Raw genomic sequence first — 14,178 nt, 5'->3', positions numbered from 1 at the left:
TCCTCAGGATGAGGAACGAAGAGCCAGCCCCCTCACCGCCCCATCCAGCACTGACATTCGCCCAAATCGCCATTACCTAATCCGATAGACATGGCTTTTTCCTCCTCCCCCTTCGCTTCCGAGCGCGCACCCGGCGCGGGCGTCACTGCGGTGCTCGGGCCGACCAACACCGGCAAGACCCATCTCGCCATCGAGCGGATGCTGGCGCATCCCTCGGGCATGATCGGCCTGCCGCTGCGCCTGCTCGCGCGCGAGGTCTACAACAAGATCGCCGCCCGCGCGGGCGAGGCCAGCGTCGCGCTCGTCACCGGCGAGGAGAAGATCAAGCCGAAGAACCCGCGCTATTGGGTCTCGACCGTCGAGGCGATGCCGCGCGATATCGACGTCTCCTTCCTCGCCGTCGACGAGGTCCAGATCGCCGCCGATCTCGAGCGCGGCCACGTCTTCACCGATCGAATCCTCAACCGCCGCGGCCGCGACGAGACGCTGCTGCTCGGGGCCGCCACCATGCGCCCGATCATCGAGCGCCTGTTGCCGGGCGTGTCCATGATCACGCGGCCCAGATTGTCGCAGCTCGAGTTCGCCGGCGATCGCAAGATCACGCGCCAGCCGCGCCGCACCGCCATCGTCGCGTTCTCGGCCGATGAAGTTTACGCGATTGCCGAGCTGATCCGCCGCCAGCATGGCGGCGCCGCCGTGGTGCTGGGCTCGCTCTCGCCCCGCACACGAAACGCGCAAGTCGCGATGTTCCAGAACGGCGACGTCGATTATCTCGTCGCCACCGACGCCGTCGGCATGGGCCTCAATCTCGACGTCGACCACGTCGCCTTCGCCTCCGACCGCAAGTTCGACGGCTACCAGTTCCGCCGCCTCACGCCGTCCGAATTCGCGCAGATTGCGGGGCGCGCCGGCCGCGCCACCCGCAACGGCACCTTCGGCACCACCGGCCGCTGCGCGCCGTTCGAGCCCGAGCTCGTCAACGCGCTGCAGAACCACACCTTCGATGCCGTGAAGGTGCTGCAATGGCGCAATTCGAAGCTCGATTTCTCCTCGCTCGGCGCGCTCCAGGTCTCGCTGAACCTCGCCCCCGGCCACGAGACGCTGACGCGCGCGCCGATCGCCGAGGACATGCGCGTGCTCGATCACGCCGCCCGCGACGGCGAGGTGCGCGATATCGCGCATGGCAAGGCTGCCGTGGAGCGGCTCTGGGAAGCCTGCCAGGTCCCGGACTACAGAAAGCTGTCGCCGGCCGCCCATGCCGAGCTGGTGACGACGCTGTACGGCTTCCTGATGCGCAAGGGCTGCATTCCCGATGCCTGGTTCGAGTCCCAGGTCACCCAGGCCGACCGCATCGACGGCGACATCGACACGCTGTCGGCCCGAATCGCCCAGATCCGCACCTGGACCTTCGTCGCCAACCGCCCGGACTGGCTGAAAGACCCGGAACGCTGGCAGGGGATCGCGCGGGAGGTCGAAAATAAATTATCGGATGCGCTCCATGAACGCTTGACTGAGCGTTTCGTTGATCGCCGGACCAGTGTATTGATGCGCCGCCTGCGGGAGAACACGAGCTTGAATACTGAAATCGGCAAGACCGGCGAAGTCATCGTCGAAGGCCATGTCATCGGCCGCCTCGATGGCTTCACCTTTGCACCGGATGCGGCGGAAGCCGGCTCCGATGCGAAAGCCTTGCAGGCTGCAGCGCAAGCGGTGCTCGCCGGCGAGATCAACGCGCGCGCCGAAAAGCTGGGCAATGCGCCGGACGAGCAGTTCGTGCTCACGTCCGAAGGCATCATCCGCTGGACCGGCGATGCCGTGGCGCGCCTCGCCGCCGCAGACGAGGCGCTGCATCCGCGCATCCGCATCATCTCCGACGAGCGCCTGACCGGCGCGCCCCGCGACAAGGTGCAGGCGCGGCTCGAGCTCTGGCTCAAGACGCACATCGAAAAGCTGCTCGGGCCGATGTTCGAGCTGTCGAAGGCCGAGGACGTCACCGGCATTGCCCGCGGCATCGCCTATCAGCTGGTCGAGGCGCTCGGCGTGCTCGAGCGGCCGAAGATCGCCAGCGAGCTGAAGGATCTCGACCAGCCCTCGCGCGCCGTGTTGCGCAAATACGGCGTCCGCTTCGGCGCCTATCACATCTATTTCCCCGGCCTGCTCAAGCCCGCCGCGCGTGCGCTTGCCGCGCTGCTCTGGGCGCTGAAGCAGGACAATGTCGATCTCTCCGCGCTCTCGGGCGCGCAGCATCTGGCCTCCTCGGGCCGTACCTCGTTCCCGGTCGACAAGGCGCTGCCGCGCGATGCCTATCGCGTGCTCGGCTACAAGCAGGCCGGCGAGCGCGCGGTGCGCGTCGACATTCTGGAGCGCCTCGCCGACCTGATCCGCCCGGCGCTGGCCTGGCGCGAGAATTCGCCGGGCGAGAAGCCCGCCGGCGCGTTCGATGGCCGCAGCTTCGTGGTGACGCAGGCGATGACCTCGCTCACCGGATCTGCCGGCGAGGATTTCGCCTCCGTGCTGCGCGCGCTGGGCTATCGCATGGAGAAGCGCCCGCCGCTGCCGCCGAAGCCTGTGGTCGCCGAGCAGGTCGTGACCGAGCAGATCGTCACTGAGACCGTCGCGGCCGAGACGCCGCCCGCTGAAGGCAGCGCGGAGATCTCGACCGAGGCTGCGGCGGAAGCCGTTGCCGGCCTGCCGGCTGAGGCTCCGGCCGCTGAGGCTACGGCCGAATCCGTCACCGTCGAAGACGCGCCCGGCATGGAGCCGCACGACGAGCCCGCTCCTGCGGAGGCTCACGAGGAGCCGGCGCTGGAAGCGTCTCCGGAAGCGCCCGTCACGCCCGAGGACGCCCCCGGAATCGCGCCGCCCGCAGAAGAGGCTGCGACGCCCGCCGAGGCTGCCGGCCTCGAAGCGGCTGCCGCCGAGACCGCCGCGACGGAAGCTGCTGCATCCCCCGATGCTGCCGCGCCTGAGGCAACAGTCGCACCGGCCGAGCCTGAGCTGGTCGAGGTCTGGCGCCCTGCCGGTCGTCACGAAGATCGCAAGCCGCGCCACGAGCGCCATCGCCATCAGCGCCACAACAACCAGCGTCCGCGGCCCGGCGCTGAGGCTGGCGCTGCACCCGATGCTGCGAGCGCCGCGCCCGGCGAAGCCGCCGACGGCGCGAAGCCGGGCCATCGTCACGGCGGCGGCCATCGCCGCGATGGCGGCCGCGACTTCCGCAAGCCGCGTGAAGGCGGCGAGGGCGGTGAGCGTCGCGACGACCGCAATCGCAGCTTCCAGGGCAAGGGGGACCGCGACAAGGATCGCGATCGCAACCGCGACAACAAGAAGTTCGGCGGAGATCGCGACAAGGGCCGCGACAATCGCGGCCGCGACCGCGACAAGGGCCGCGACCGCCGTGATCGCGAGTCGGGTCCCTCGCTGCGTCCCTACGCCTCGAGCGCGAACCCGCGCGAGCGCGATCGTCCGGTCGATCCGAACTCGCCCTTCGCAAAGCTCGCCGCGCTGAAAGAGCAGCTGGGGCGGAAGGAGTAATCCCACGACGACGACGACCGAGCGGCAGCGTATCGACAAATGGCTGTGGCACGCGCGGGTGGTGAAGGCGCGCACCTCCGCGGCCGAGCTCGTCGTCACCGGCCATGTCCGCGTCAACGGCGTGCGCGAGACGTCGCCGGGCCATGCCATTAAGCTTGGCGACGTCCTCACCATCGCGCTCGATCGCACCGTGCGCGTGCTGAAGGTCACCGCCTTCAACGAGCGCCGTGGCGATGCCGCCTCGGCTCGCGTGCTCTATGAGGAGCTCGGCACGCGCAATTAATTGCGCTTTGCATTCATTTCTTGATCGATCAAACACACAAAGCCGTCATGATCGGGCCTTCCCGACCTTGCGGCGCCCGGCCATCCGCGCTAGGCAAGCCGCGACTTCTAAAAGAGCTTTTCGGAGCGTTGGATGACTTACGTCGTCACTGAAAACTGCATCAAGTGCAAGTACACCGACTGCGTCGAGGTCTGCCCGGTCGATTGCTTCTACGAGGGCGACAACATGCTCGTCATCCATCCCGACGAATGCATCGATTGCGGCGTGTGCGAGCCGGAATGCCCCGCCGACGCCATCAAGCCGGACACGGAACCGGGCCTCGAAAAGTGGCTCCAGGTCAACGCCGACTACGCCAAGAGCTGGCCGAACATCACCCAGAAGAAAGAATCACCTGCCGACGCCAAGGAATTCGACGGCATGGAAGGCAAGTTCGAGAAATATTTTTCTCCGAACCCCGGCTCTGGGGACTAATTCGCGCCCAAACTTAACCCTAATAGCGGCGCTGCCGCCGAAAACCAGCCCTCAAGACCCCTAAATCATTGATTTTTGCGGGAAATGTGCTATATTGGGCACATTAAGCCGAACCCCGTCAGCCCCGTTGGCCCCTCTGGGTTCCCGTGAAACCAAATGTCGAACAGGGGCGTGGCAGTTTCCGCGCGCAGGCTGTGTCACAGAAAACGCGTAAAAAGAGTACTTCAGCGAGGGCTTCCCATAAGGAGGCCAAAAAAGTCGCCGCGGCCAGCCGTAGCGCATCCAAGGGTCGGACCGCGACGAAGGCGCCGGCTGCAAAGTCCTCGAAGAACAAAAGAAGCGCAATGCCTAACAAGACTGCCAAACCGGCCGCGAAAGCGACCGCTGCCAAGCCTGCTGCCGCCAAGCCTTTGAATGTCAAGCCTGTGACTGCCAAGGCCCCCGCTGCCAAGCCCGCCGCGACGAAGGCCCCTGTTGCCGTTGCGCCCGCCAAGGCTCCCGTCGCCGCCAAGCCGGCCGCCAAGCCCGCGGCTGCGCCGAAGGTCGAGGAAAAGAAGGTCGTGACCCAGCGTCAGGGCTTCAAGGCCAACGAATTCGTGGTCTATCCCGCTCACGGCGTCGGCCAGATCCTGGCCATCGAGGAGCAGGAGATCGCCGGTGCGAAGCTCGAGCTGTTCGTCATCAACTTCATCAAGGACAAGATGACGCTGCGCGTGCCGACCGCCAAGGTCGCCAATGTCGGCATGCGCAAGCTGTCCGATCCGGCGCTGGTCAAGAAGGCGCTGGAAACGCTCAAGGGCCGCGCCCGCGTCAAGCGCACCATGTGGTCGCGCCGCGCCCAGGAATACGAAGCGAAGATCAATTCGGGCGACATCGTCGCGATCGCGGAAGTCGTGCGCGACCTCTATCGCTCGGAATCGCAGCCCGAGCAGTCCTACTCGGAACGCCAGCTCTATGAAGCGGCGCTCGACCGCCTGTCCCGCGAGATCGCGGTGGTGCAGCACTCGACCGAGACCGAAGCGGTCAAGGAGATCGAGGCGCAGCTCGCCAAGAGCCCGCGCCGCAATGCCAAGGCGGAAGCTGCCGAGGGCGAAGCTGACACGGATGCCGAGGGTGATACCGACGATACCGATGGCGACGACAGCACCGTCGCCGACGAGGCCGCGTAAGCCGGCGCCGAACGCAAGCAATCAAAAGCCCGGCCGTTTGGCCGGGCTTTTTGTTTGGCTTCCTGAGGCCGCGGGAGTTCGGCTCTACGCGCCGCGCGGCTGGGTCCAGATCGCGATCGGCTGCTGAATGCCGCGGACCGCCCGCGCCTCTCGCGCTTCCAATGACTGAAACGTTGCGGCTGCGCCGCCCAGCTCGGCCTTCGCCTGGCTGACGAGGTCGTCACTTGCCACCAGCGCGCAGCCCAGGGTGCGGGTCAAGGCCTCGAGACGGCTTGCCACGTTGACGGTCGCGCCGATCACGGCAAATTCCAGACAGGTCTGCCCGAGGTCGCCGAGCACCACCGGCCCATAATGCAAGCCAAAGCTCACATGCAGCTTTGGCTCGCCTGACGCTGCCCGCTGATCGTTCCAACTCTCCGCCGCCGCGATCATCGCCTGGGCACATCGCAGCGCGTTGCTGGCGTCGTGCTCGCCGGCAAAGGGCGTGCCGAACGTTGCCATCAATCCGTCCCCGAGATATTTGTCGAGCGTGCCGCTATGGCGGAAAACCTCCTGCTCCATCAATCCGTGGAATTCCCGCAACGTCCGCACAACCTCCTGCGGCGAGCGTCCATCGGCAAAGGCCGTGAAGCCGACGATGTCGACGAACAGCACCGCGACGTGTTGCGTGCGCACCTGCTTCAACGGCTCGTCCTGTTTCGACAATTCCGCCACGACATTGGGGGAGAAGTAGCGCGCTAGGTTGCCGCGCTCGCGCTCCACCGCGGCATGCCGGACCAGGAGGTCGTTGCTGCGGCGGACCGCGAGCGCCAAGGTCATGGCCACGATCATGAAGACGACGATCTCCTGGATGCGAACGTGGAACACGATCTCGCTGGGCGAGATCATCGCAAACAAGCGCTCATCGCTGCCTGTTGCGGCCGCGATGCGGGCCGTCAGCGCAGGATCGCGATCGGGTTGCCACCAGACCCAGGCGATGCCGATCAACCAGAGCGCAGCCGTCCAAACGCTGACCGCAATCACGGTCCGCCAAGTATAGGCCAGTGTGGCGCCCGCGAGCAGGACGAAGAAATAGATGAAGTTGCCGGAATGGTACTGCATCGCGACCGGCCAGTGCGAGGCTCCGAACGGATTGGGAACCACGATGAGGCAGGTCAGCAGCGCCAGGTCGCAGAACAGGAGTGCCAATTCCGGCCGTGACAGGCCGACCCGCCCAACCCGGACCTGGGCCCAGCCGATCAGTGCGAACAAGCCGAGCAGCGCCACGTAGTAGAGCTGCTCCCAGGCCGGGTTGATCACCATGATCAGGCAGCCAATGACGACGAGGGCGACATAGCGCGCCCGCACCGCGAGTTGCAGGCCCTCCCGCTTGGCGGACGTCAGCGCGGCTTGTGCGAACTGAACTGTTTCGACATCGCGCTCGCTCGGCGCGGGCGAATGCGCAGCCGGCAGGTTGAAGCGCTCGACGAGCATTGTCACGGCAGTCTCCTCGTTTAAGCCTTCAGCGCATCAAGTCCGCTGCGTCGTTGCCGAGACGCGGATTTCACCCCGAAGCTCTTCTCCGTCAGCCCTGGCTGAAACCGACGCCCACCAGTCCCCCAGGGCATCGATCAACGGCACGAGCGCGTGACCGGCGGCCGTCAGATCGTACTCCACGCGCAGCGGATATCCGCCGAATTCCGTGCGGCTTACGATACCGGCGTCTTCCAGCTTGCGGAGCTCAAGCGCGAGCATCCTGTGTGAGATGGTCGGATTGTCTCGGCGCAAGTCGCTGAAGCGCTTGGTGCCCTGCTTCAAATAATAGATCAGCAGCGTCGGCCAGCGACCGCTCAGAATCTGCATCACTTCCTCGATGGGACATCTCGACACGAGATCCTTCATCGGCGCCTCCAGGTTACAAAAAAGTTCGTAATTTACTTGATGCGGCGAGCGGCTAGGGTCGCATCACCGCTGCGCAGCGTGATCATCAGAAATCACGGAGAATGGATCATGGACCCAATTCTACTCTACGGCTTCCCGAAGGGAAGCTCCATGGGGCTCGTTGCTGCTCTCGAATGGCTGGGTAAGCCATATCGGCTGTGTCGGGTCGATATGATGGGCGAGATGCGAAGCCCGTCATACGCCCGTATCAATCCGCGACACGAGACGCCGGTCTTCATCACCGAGCAGGGCGAGGTGCTGACGGAAACGATGGCGATCGCGGCCTGGCTAGAGGCCAGGGATGTCGAACGGCGCATCAGCTTCGATCCGCTGTCACGGCAATCCGATCGCATGCATCAGCTCATGGCGTTCGTGAATACCGGTTTCACCGCCGCCTTCGCGCCGCTGTGGGCCGCATTGGAAGCCGAAGCCATGGAGCCTGCCGCGAAGTCGGTCCTGCGCGCCTTTGGTACAGCAAGGGTCATCGAGCGTCATGACAAGCTCGAAGCGATGATCGAAGCGCAACAATTCCTGCTCGGGGAGCGGCCGACCCTCGCCGACGCCGTGCTCGTCGGCGTCGCACGCTGGCTCGACTTCCACGCGGTCGCGGAGAGGAGCCGCTGGCCGAAGCTGGCGGCACTGCGCGCACGCCTCGAGTCCGATCCCGCGGTCCTCTACGCCACCGCTCTGGAGGACGGCGGGTCTGATCCGGGAACGGGATCGTGCACAGGCCACGTCGCGCTGGCCGAATTGATCGCGCAGTTCGGCAAATAGGCAAGCAGGAGGAGCCTCGACGCGCTTCCCCTACGTGACCGAGGGCTATCGTATATGACTCGTGGAGGCGGCCGGTGCGCACGCCTCGTCCTTCGAGACGGCGCTGACGCGCCTCCTCAGGATGAGGCTCATCAGCATCAGTGCTCGTTGAAAACTGCTGCCGCGCACTCCGCCTCATCCTGAGGAGCCCGCCTAAAGCGGGCGTCTCGAAGGATGGACCGCAGGGAATGCTCTCAAATGCGATAGCGCTCCTACTTCACCGGCCGCTTCTCGAGCTTCCTTGCCAGCGTCCGCCGGTGCATGCCCAGCCGGCGGGCCGCTTCCGAGATGTTGAAGTCGGTCTCGATCAAGGTCTGGTGGATGCGTTCCCATTCCAACGTCTTGATCGAGGTCGGCCGCGCATCGAGCGCGACCTCGGCGTTGCCTTCGGCCTTGTGGAAGGCGGCCTCGATGTCGTCGGTGTTCGACGGCTTTGCCAGATAGTGGCAGGCCCCTAACTTGATCGCCTCGACCGCGGTGGAGATGCTGGCAAAGCCGGTCAGCACCACGATCAGCATGTCCGGGTCATGCGTGTGCAGGAGCTCGACGCAGGCAAGGCCCGAGGCGCCGCCGAGCTTGAGGTCGACCACGGCATGACCGAAAGAGCGTTCCTCCAGCACCTGGCGCACCTCCTCGATCGAGGCGGCGAGTACCACCTCGTAGCCGCGGCGCTCGAACGAGCGCTTCAGCGTGCGGGCAAAACCCGCATCGTCCTCGACAACGATCAGCGAACGGTCAGGCGTCAAAATTCCCTCCGATCGCCAATGTTGCGAGCGGCAGCGTGAGGCGCACCGTGGCGCCGCGCTTCCTGTGGTTCTTGGCGCTCACGGTGCCCCCCAATTTGCGCACGACGTTCACCACCAGGAACAGGCCGAGCCCGCCGCCGGCGCGACCCTTGCTCGACTGGTAGGGCTTGCCCAGCTGCGCCAGCATCTCCGGCGCAAAGCCCGGGCCGCGGTCGGAGATCGACAGCACGAGATTGTCGCCCTCGCGCTCGGCGACGAGCTCGACCCACTCGCGCGAGACCTCATAGGCGTTGTCGAGCACGTTGAAGATCACCTGCTTCAGCGCGACGTCGGAGACGATTGCGACGTCCTCGCCGAAGGTGTTGACGAAGTAGAGCGTGCGGGCGGAGCGCGCATTGCGCCATTCGTCGACCAGCGCGGTGACGAAGGCCGTCACCGTCGTCGGCGAGGAGCCTTCGCCGCGCGCTTCGCCCGCCGACACCAAGATGCCTGTCACGATCGACTTGCAGCGCTGCAACGAGGTTTCCATCTCCGCGAGGTCCTCGGCAAGCTCCTGATCGGCGGCAAGATCGGGCATGCGGCGCCAGTCGCTGAGGATTACCGAGAGCGAGGCGAGCGGCGTGCCGAGCTCATGCGCCGCACCGGAGGCGAGCAGGCCCATGCGCACGATATGGTCCTGTTCGGCGGCATGCTGGCGCAGCGCCGCCAGATGCGCGTCGCGCTCGCGCAAATTCCTGTTGATGCGGGTGACGAACACGACGAGCAGCACGGCGTTGAGCACGAAGCCCAGGAGCATGCCTGTTACGGTGAGCGTATAGGTCTCGCTCAACGGATTGGGCGGCAGATCGAGCGGCCGGTAGGCCAATGTCAGCCAGACGAAGCTGGCGCAGGTCAGCGCCACCAGCGACCAGGTCGATCGGGCATCGAGCAGCACCGCACCGAGCGTCACCTGGAGCAGGAACAGCGAGGTGAAAGGATTGGTGGCGCCGCCGGAGAGATAGAGCTGCGCGGTCAGCGCGGCGACGTCCAGTATCAAGGCGACCAACAGCTCGTTGTTGGTGATCGCAGCGCGATGGCGCACCCAGACCAGGCTGGAGACGTTGAGCAGCACCAGCGCGCCGATCACCGCGCCCATCCGCTCCAGCGGCAGGGGGATGCCGAGGCCGAAATGCACGGCACCGATGGTCACGATCTGGCCGACCACCGCGGTCCAGCGCAGCTGGATCAGCAGCGCCATGTTCTTGCGGTTGGTCTCGTCCTCGGTCGGCATGGTGCCGATCAGCTCGCTGCGCGCGTCGGCCTGCGATTGCAGCGTGACGGCTTGCCCATCACGCCCAAGCGTCTGGGAAAGCGTTTTCCCGTCGTCAGGTCGGCTCGACGATCGTTCCAGCATCTGATCCCGTCCTGCGGGCGTCGGCATCCGAGCCGCCGGCCTTGTCGTGGACGAAGCGCTTGCGACGGAACAGCCCGCCGCCGAATATGACGAAAAGTCTGCCGGCCAGCATGAAAGCCAGGGCAAACCACGTCAGCGCGTAGATCAGGTGGTTATTGGGAAAGCGGATCACGGTCAATCCGCCGATTGGGCCGCCGGCGATTTGTGATCCGGCGTCGGCGTCCACGAAGAAGGGCGCGACCTCGCCAAGCCCGCGCGCCGCCGCAATGGCGGCGACGTCCCGCGAGTACCAGCGGTTGTGCTGGGGCACATTGGTCCGCAAGAAGCCGCCCTTCGGCTCGGTGATGCGCAGGAGGCCGGTGATCTCGACCCGACCTTGCGGATTGCCGTCCCGGCGCGTCGATGCGTCGCGGCGCTCGGACGGCACGAAGCCGCGATTGATCAGGACCAGCATGCCGTCGTCGCGCGCAAGCGGCGTCAGCACCCAATAGCCGGGGCCTTCCTCGGTGACGGCCTGAACCAGCGTCTCGCTCTCATGCAGGAAGCGCCCGCTGAGGCTGACGTGCCTGTATTCGTCATTTGCGGCGCTGACGGTGGACCACGCCGCGGGCGAGGGGATCGGCTGAGCCGGCGCGTGGACGCGCTGCTCGATCCGGTCGATCAGCGCCAGCTTCCAGGCGCGGCGCTCGATCTGCCAGACGCCAAGCGCGATCAGAAGCACGAAAGCAATGAGCGAGAGGACCGTGAGCCACAAGGACGGCGACCGCGCAGCCTTGCTGCGCGCATCTCCGTCCTCACCTGTCACGGTCCCGGTTTCGCTCACTTCATGCCGCTCATCTGGTGCATCGGCATCATGTTGCTGTTGAGATGGCTCATCACCCACAGCGAACCCGACAGCGCGATCACCACCATCACGATGGTGAAGATCAGCGCCATCATGGTCCAGCCGTTCTCGGAGGCCGTGTTCATGTGCAGGAAATAGACCATGTGCACGACGATCTGCACGATTGCGAAGGCCATGATCACCAGCGCGGTGATCTGCTTGCTCGGCAGCGCGCCGCTCATCACCAGCCAGAACGGGATCGCGGTGAGCACGACCGAGAGCACGAAGCCGAGCATGTAGCCCGAGAACGTGCTGTGGGCGTGGCCGCCCTCGTGGTGATGGTCGTGCGCGCCAGCTGCGTGGGTATCGGTGCTCATCGCAGAACTCCCAGGAGATAGACGAAGGTGAAGACGCCGATCCAGACCACGTCGAGGAAGTGCCAGAACATCGACAGACACATCAGGCGGCGGCGGTTGGCCTCGATCAGGCCGAACTTTCCGACCTGCACCATCAGCGTCACCAGCCAGATCAGGCCGCAGGTGACGTGCAGGCCGTGGGTGCCGACCAGGGTGAAGAAGGCGGAGAGGAAGGCGCTGCGCTGCGGCGTGGCGCCCTCGTGGATCATGTGGGCGAACTCGAAGAACTCGATGCCGATGAAGGCGAGGCCGAACAGGCCGGTGATCGCGAGCCAGATTTGCGTCTGCGCGACCTTGTTCTGCTGCATCGTCAGCATCGCAAAGCCGTAGGTGATCGACGACAGCAGCAGCATCGAGGTGTTCACCGCGACCAGGGTGAGGTCGAACAGGTCCTTCGGCGCGGGGCCGGCGGCATAGTTGCCGCCGAGCACGCCGTAGGTGGCGAACAGGATCGCAAAGATGAGACAGTCGCTCATCAGATAGATCCAGAAGCCGAGCGAGGTGCTCCAGCCTTCCGGATGCGGATGCTCGTCGGCGAGGTAGAAGACCGGCTCGCCGGTCTGCGAGGGATTGAGGGCAACAGTCATTTACTTGGCTCCGGCGAGCAGCTTGGTGCGCGCGTCCTCGGTCCGGATGACGTCGTCAGCCGGAATGTCGAAGTCGCGGTGATAGTTGAAGGTGTGGCCGATCCCGACGGCGAGCATCGCGATGAAGCTCAGGGCGGCGAGCCACCACATGTACCAGACGAGAGCAAAGCCCATCGCGGTGGCGAAGCCGGCGAGGATGATGCCGGTGCCGGTGCTGCTGGGCATGTGGATCGGCTTGAACCCGGTGAGCGGACGCTGATAGCCGCGCCGCTTCATGTCCCACCACGCGTCATTGTCGTGAACGACCGGGGTGAAGGCGAAGTTGTAGTCCGGCGGCGGCGAGGAGGTCGCCCATTCCAGCGTGCGCGCGTCCCAGGGATCGCCGGTGACGTCCTTGAGCTGCTCGCGCTTGAGCAGGCTGACCGCGAACTGCATCAGCATCGCGAGGATGCCGATGAAGACGAACACGGCACCGATCGCGGCGATGACGAACCAGATCTGCAAGGACGGATCGTCGAACACGCGCAGGCGGCGGGTCACGCCCATCAGGCCGAGCACGTAGAGCGGCATGAAGGCCAGGTAGAAGCCCGTGACCCAGAACCAGAACGACATCTTGCCCCAGAACGGATCGAGCTTGAAGCCGAACGCCTTCGGAAACCAGTAGTTGATGCCGGCGAACGCGCCGAACACCACGCCGCCGATGATCACGTTGTGGAAGTGCGCGATCAGGAACAGGCTGTTGTGCAGCACGAAGTCGGCCGGCGGCACCGCGAGCAGAACGCCGGTCATGCCGCCGATCACGAAGGTCAGCATGAAGGCGATGGTCCACATCATCGGCAGCTCGTAGCGGATGCGGCCGCGATACATCGTGAACAGCCAGTTGAACATCTTCGCGCCCGTCGGGATCGAGATGATCATCGTGGTGATGCCGAAGAACGAGTTGACGCTGGCACCCGAGCCCATCGTGAAGAAGTGGTGCAGCCACACGAGGTAGGACAGGATGGTGATGACCACCGTGGCGTAGACCATCGAGGTGTAGCCGAACAGCCGCTTGCCCGAGAAGGTCGAGGTCACTTCCGAGAAGATGCCGAAGGCCGGGAGAACCAGGATGTAGACTTCGGGGTGGCCCCAGATCCAGATCAGGTTCACGTACATCATCGGGCTGCCGCCGAAATCGTTGGTGAAGAAGTTGGTGCCGACGTAGCGGTCGAGCGACAGCAGCGCGAGCACCACGGTCAGGACCGGGAAGGAGGCGACGATCAGCACGTTGGTGCAGAGCGAGGTCCAGGTGAACACCGGCATCTTCATCATGGTCATGCCGGGGCAGCGCAGCTTGACGATGGTGCAGATCAGGTTGATGCCGGATAGCGTCGTGCCAACGCCGGCGACCTGCAGCGCCCAGATGTAATAGTCGACGCCGACGTCGGGACTGTAGCCGATGTTCGACAGCGGCGGATAAGCCAGCCAGCCGGTGCGGGCGAATTCGCCGATGAACAGCGAGGCCATCACCAGCACCGCGCCGCCGACCGTCATCCAGAAGCTGAAATTGTTCAGGAACGGGAACGAGACGTCGCGCGCGCCGATCTGCAGCGGCACGACGTAGTTCATCAGGCCGGTGACCAGCGGCATCGCCACGAAGAAGATCATGATCACGCCGTGGGCGGTGAAGATCTGGTCGTAGTGATGGGCGTTGAGATAGCCTTCGGAGCCGTTGAACGCGAGCATCTGCTGGCCGCGCATCATCAGCGCGTCGGCAAAGCCGCGCAGCAGCATCACGATGCCGAGGATCATGTACATGATGCCGATGCGCTTGTGATCCACCGTGGTGAACCATTCGCGCCAGAGATAGCCCCAGAGGCGGAAATAGGTGAGGCCGCCGAGCAGCGCGGCGCCGCCGAGCGCGACCACTACGAAGGTGCCGACGACGATCGGCTCGTGCAGCGGCAGCGATTCGAGGCCGAGCCGGCCGAAGATGAGCTTGAGAAGATCAGGAGACATGCGCGTTCTCTTTAGGAATCTGACT

13 protein-coding genes are annotated in these 14,178 nt (G+C 65.1%); 5 read left to right on the top strand and 8 right to left on the bottom strand.

The genetic code is table 11. The features are described 5' to 3' along the window. Nucleotides 1-90 precede the first annotated feature (90 nt). The 4 genes from I6F12_RS26985 to I6F12_RS26970 all read left to right on the top strand — a co-directional run bounded on the left by I6F12_RS26985 (nt 91) and on the right by I6F12_RS26970 (nt 5,457). Nucleotides 91-3,534 carry a helicase-related protein gene (locus I6F12_RS26985; protein ID WP_225157604.1) on the top strand — a complete coding sequence of 1,148 codons (3,444 nt, stop codon included), beginning with the start codon at nt 91-93 and terminating at the stop codon, nt 3,532-3,534. Nucleotides 3,535-3,565: 31 nt separating this feature from the next. Beyond that, nucleotides 3,566-3,817 (top strand): S4 domain-containing protein, encoded by a 252-nt coding sequence (locus I6F12_RS26980; protein ID WP_074447665.1) that lies wholly within the window; start codon nt 3,566-3,568, stop codon nt 3,815-3,817. Nucleotides 3,818-3,949: 132 nt separating this feature from the next. Next, nucleotides 3,950-4,288 (top strand): ferredoxin FdxA, encoded by a 339-nt coding sequence (gene fdxA / locus I6F12_RS26975; RefSeq protein WP_018643465.1) that lies wholly within the window; start codon nt 3,950-3,952, stop codon nt 4,286-4,288. Nucleotides 4,289-4,632: 344 nt separating this feature from the next. Next, a complete protein-coding gene (locus I6F12_RS26970; RefSeq protein ID WP_074447640.1) occupies nt 4,633-5,457 on the top strand; it encodes a CarD family transcriptional regulator in 825 nt (274 codons plus the stop codon). 84 nt (nt 5,458-5,541) lie between these two features. On the opposite strand, the gene I6F12_RS26965 is transcribed toward I6F12_RS26970, so the two are convergent. Together I6F12_RS26965 and I6F12_RS26960 are read right to left on the bottom strand one after the other, a co-directional pair. Further along, nucleotides 5,542-6,930 (bottom strand): adenylate/guanylate cyclase domain-containing protein, encoded by a 1,389-nt coding sequence (locus I6F12_RS26965; protein ID WP_225157620.1) that lies wholly within the window; start codon nt 6,928-6,930, stop codon nt 5,542-5,544. A 36-nt stretch (nt 6,931-6,966) separates the two neighbouring features. Then, the gene (locus I6F12_RS26960) at nt 6,967-7,338 is read right to left on the bottom strand and encodes a helix-turn-helix domain-containing protein (protein ID WP_225153298.1); all 372 of its coding nucleotides are present in this window, start codon (nt 7,336-7,338) and stop codon (nt 6,967-6,969) included. A gap of 108 nt (nt 7,339-7,446) precedes the next feature. On the opposite strand from I6F12_RS26960, the gene I6F12_RS26955 reads away from it, so the two are divergent. Beyond that, nucleotides 7,447-8,151 carry a glutathione S-transferase family protein gene (locus I6F12_RS26955; protein ID WP_225157603.1) on the top strand — a complete coding sequence of 235 codons (705 nt, stop codon included), beginning with the start codon at nt 7,447-7,449 and terminating at the stop codon, nt 8,149-8,151. Nucleotides 8,152-8,402: 251 nt separating this feature from the next. Here the strand turns inward: I6F12_RS26955 and I6F12_RS26950 are convergent, their stop codons facing one another. Genes I6F12_RS26950 through cyoB form a run of 6 tightly spaced genes read right to left on the bottom strand, consistent with a single transcriptional unit; the run spans nt 8,403 to nt 14,153 of the window. Then, nucleotides 8,403-8,936, bottom strand: coding sequence for a response regulator transcription factor (locus I6F12_RS26950; protein WP_225132071.1), 534 nt, complete (start codon nt 8,934-8,936; stop codon nt 8,403-8,405). Next, on the bottom strand, nt 8,926-10,329 hold the full coding sequence (locus I6F12_RS26945) for an ATP-binding protein (RefSeq protein ID WP_225128415.1): 1,404 nt from the start codon (nt 10,327-10,329) through the stop codon (nt 8,926-8,928). Before I6F12_RS26945 ends, I6F12_RS26950 begins: the two co-directional genes overlap by 11 nt. Next, nucleotides 10,301-11,152, bottom strand: coding sequence for an SURF1 family protein (locus I6F12_RS26940; RefSeq protein ID WP_225157602.1), 852 nt, complete (start codon nt 11,150-11,152; stop codon nt 10,301-10,303). Before I6F12_RS26940 ends, I6F12_RS26945 begins: the two co-directional genes overlap by 29 nt. Beyond that, the gene (cyoD, locus tag I6F12_RS26935) at nt 11,149-11,529 is read right to left on the bottom strand and encodes a cytochrome o ubiquinol oxidase subunit IV (protein ID WP_225134383.1); all 381 of its coding nucleotides are present in this window, start codon (nt 11,527-11,529) and stop codon (nt 11,149-11,151) included. The genes I6F12_RS26940 and cyoD overlap by 4 nt, the downstream gene beginning before the upstream one ends. After that, complete coding sequence (cyoC, locus tag I6F12_RS26930; RefSeq protein WP_225157601.1) at nt 11,526-12,155, bottom strand: cytochrome o ubiquinol oxidase subunit III; 630 nt, start codon at nt 12,153-12,155, stop codon at nt 11,526-11,528. The genes cyoD and cyoC overlap by 4 nt, the downstream gene beginning before the upstream one ends. Further along, nucleotides 12,156-14,153 carry a cytochrome o ubiquinol oxidase subunit I gene (cyoB, locus tag I6F12_RS26925; RefSeq protein WP_109142142.1) on the bottom strand — a complete coding sequence of 666 codons (1,998 nt, stop codon included), beginning with the start codon at nt 14,151-14,153 and terminating at the stop codon, nt 12,156-12,158. Between the last annotated feature and the right edge of the window lie 25 nt (nt 14,154-14,178).

Source organism: Bradyrhizobium sp. IC4059 (assembly GCF_020193615.1).
Lineage (GTDB): Bacteria > Pseudomonadota > Alphaproteobacteria > Rhizobiales > Xanthobacteraceae > Bradyrhizobium > Bradyrhizobium yuanmingense.
Note: the sequence above shows the minus strand (reverse complement) of the source record. Positions and strands in the feature narration are given on the sequence as shown.

Excerpts from the sequence above, each read along its gene's own strand:
- I6F12_RS26985 (WP_225157604.1), top strand. The coding sequence starts at position 91 with ATGGCTTTTTCCTCCTCCCCCTTCGCTTCCGAGCGCGCACCCGGCGCG.
- fdxA (WP_018643465.1), top strand. The coding sequence starts at position 3,950 with ATGACTTACGTCGTCACTGAAAACTGCATCAAGTGCAAGTACACCGAC.
- I6F12_RS26970 (WP_074447640.1), top strand. The coding sequence starts at position 4,633 with ATGCCTAACAAGACTGCCAAACCGGCCGCGAAAGCGACCGCTGCCAAG.
- I6F12_RS26965 (WP_225157620.1), bottom strand. The coding sequence starts at position 6,930 with ATGCTCGTCGAGCGCTTCAACCTGCCGGCTGCGCATTCGCCCGCGCCG.
- I6F12_RS26960 (WP_225153298.1), bottom strand. The coding sequence starts at position 7,338 with ATGAAGGATCTCGTGTCGAGATGTCCCATCGAGGAAGTGATGCAGATT.
- I6F12_RS26955 (WP_225157603.1), top strand. The coding sequence starts at position 7,447 with ATGGACCCAATTCTACTCTACGGCTTCCCGAAGGGAAGCTCCATGGGG.
- I6F12_RS26945 (WP_225128415.1), bottom strand. The coding sequence starts at position 10,329 with ATGCTGGAACGATCGTCGAGCCGACCTGACGACGGGAAAACGCTTTCC.
- cyoD (WP_225134383.1), bottom strand. The coding sequence starts at position 11,529 with ATGAGCACCGATACCCACGCAGCTGGCGCGCACGACCATCACCACGAG.
- cyoC (WP_225157601.1), bottom strand. The coding sequence starts at position 12,155 with ATGACTGTTGCCCTCAATCCCTCGCAGACCGGCGAGCCGGTCTTCTAC.
- cyoB (WP_109142142.1), bottom strand. The coding sequence starts at position 14,153 with ATGTCTCCTGATCTTCTCAAGCTCATCTTCGGCCGGCTCGGCCTCGAA.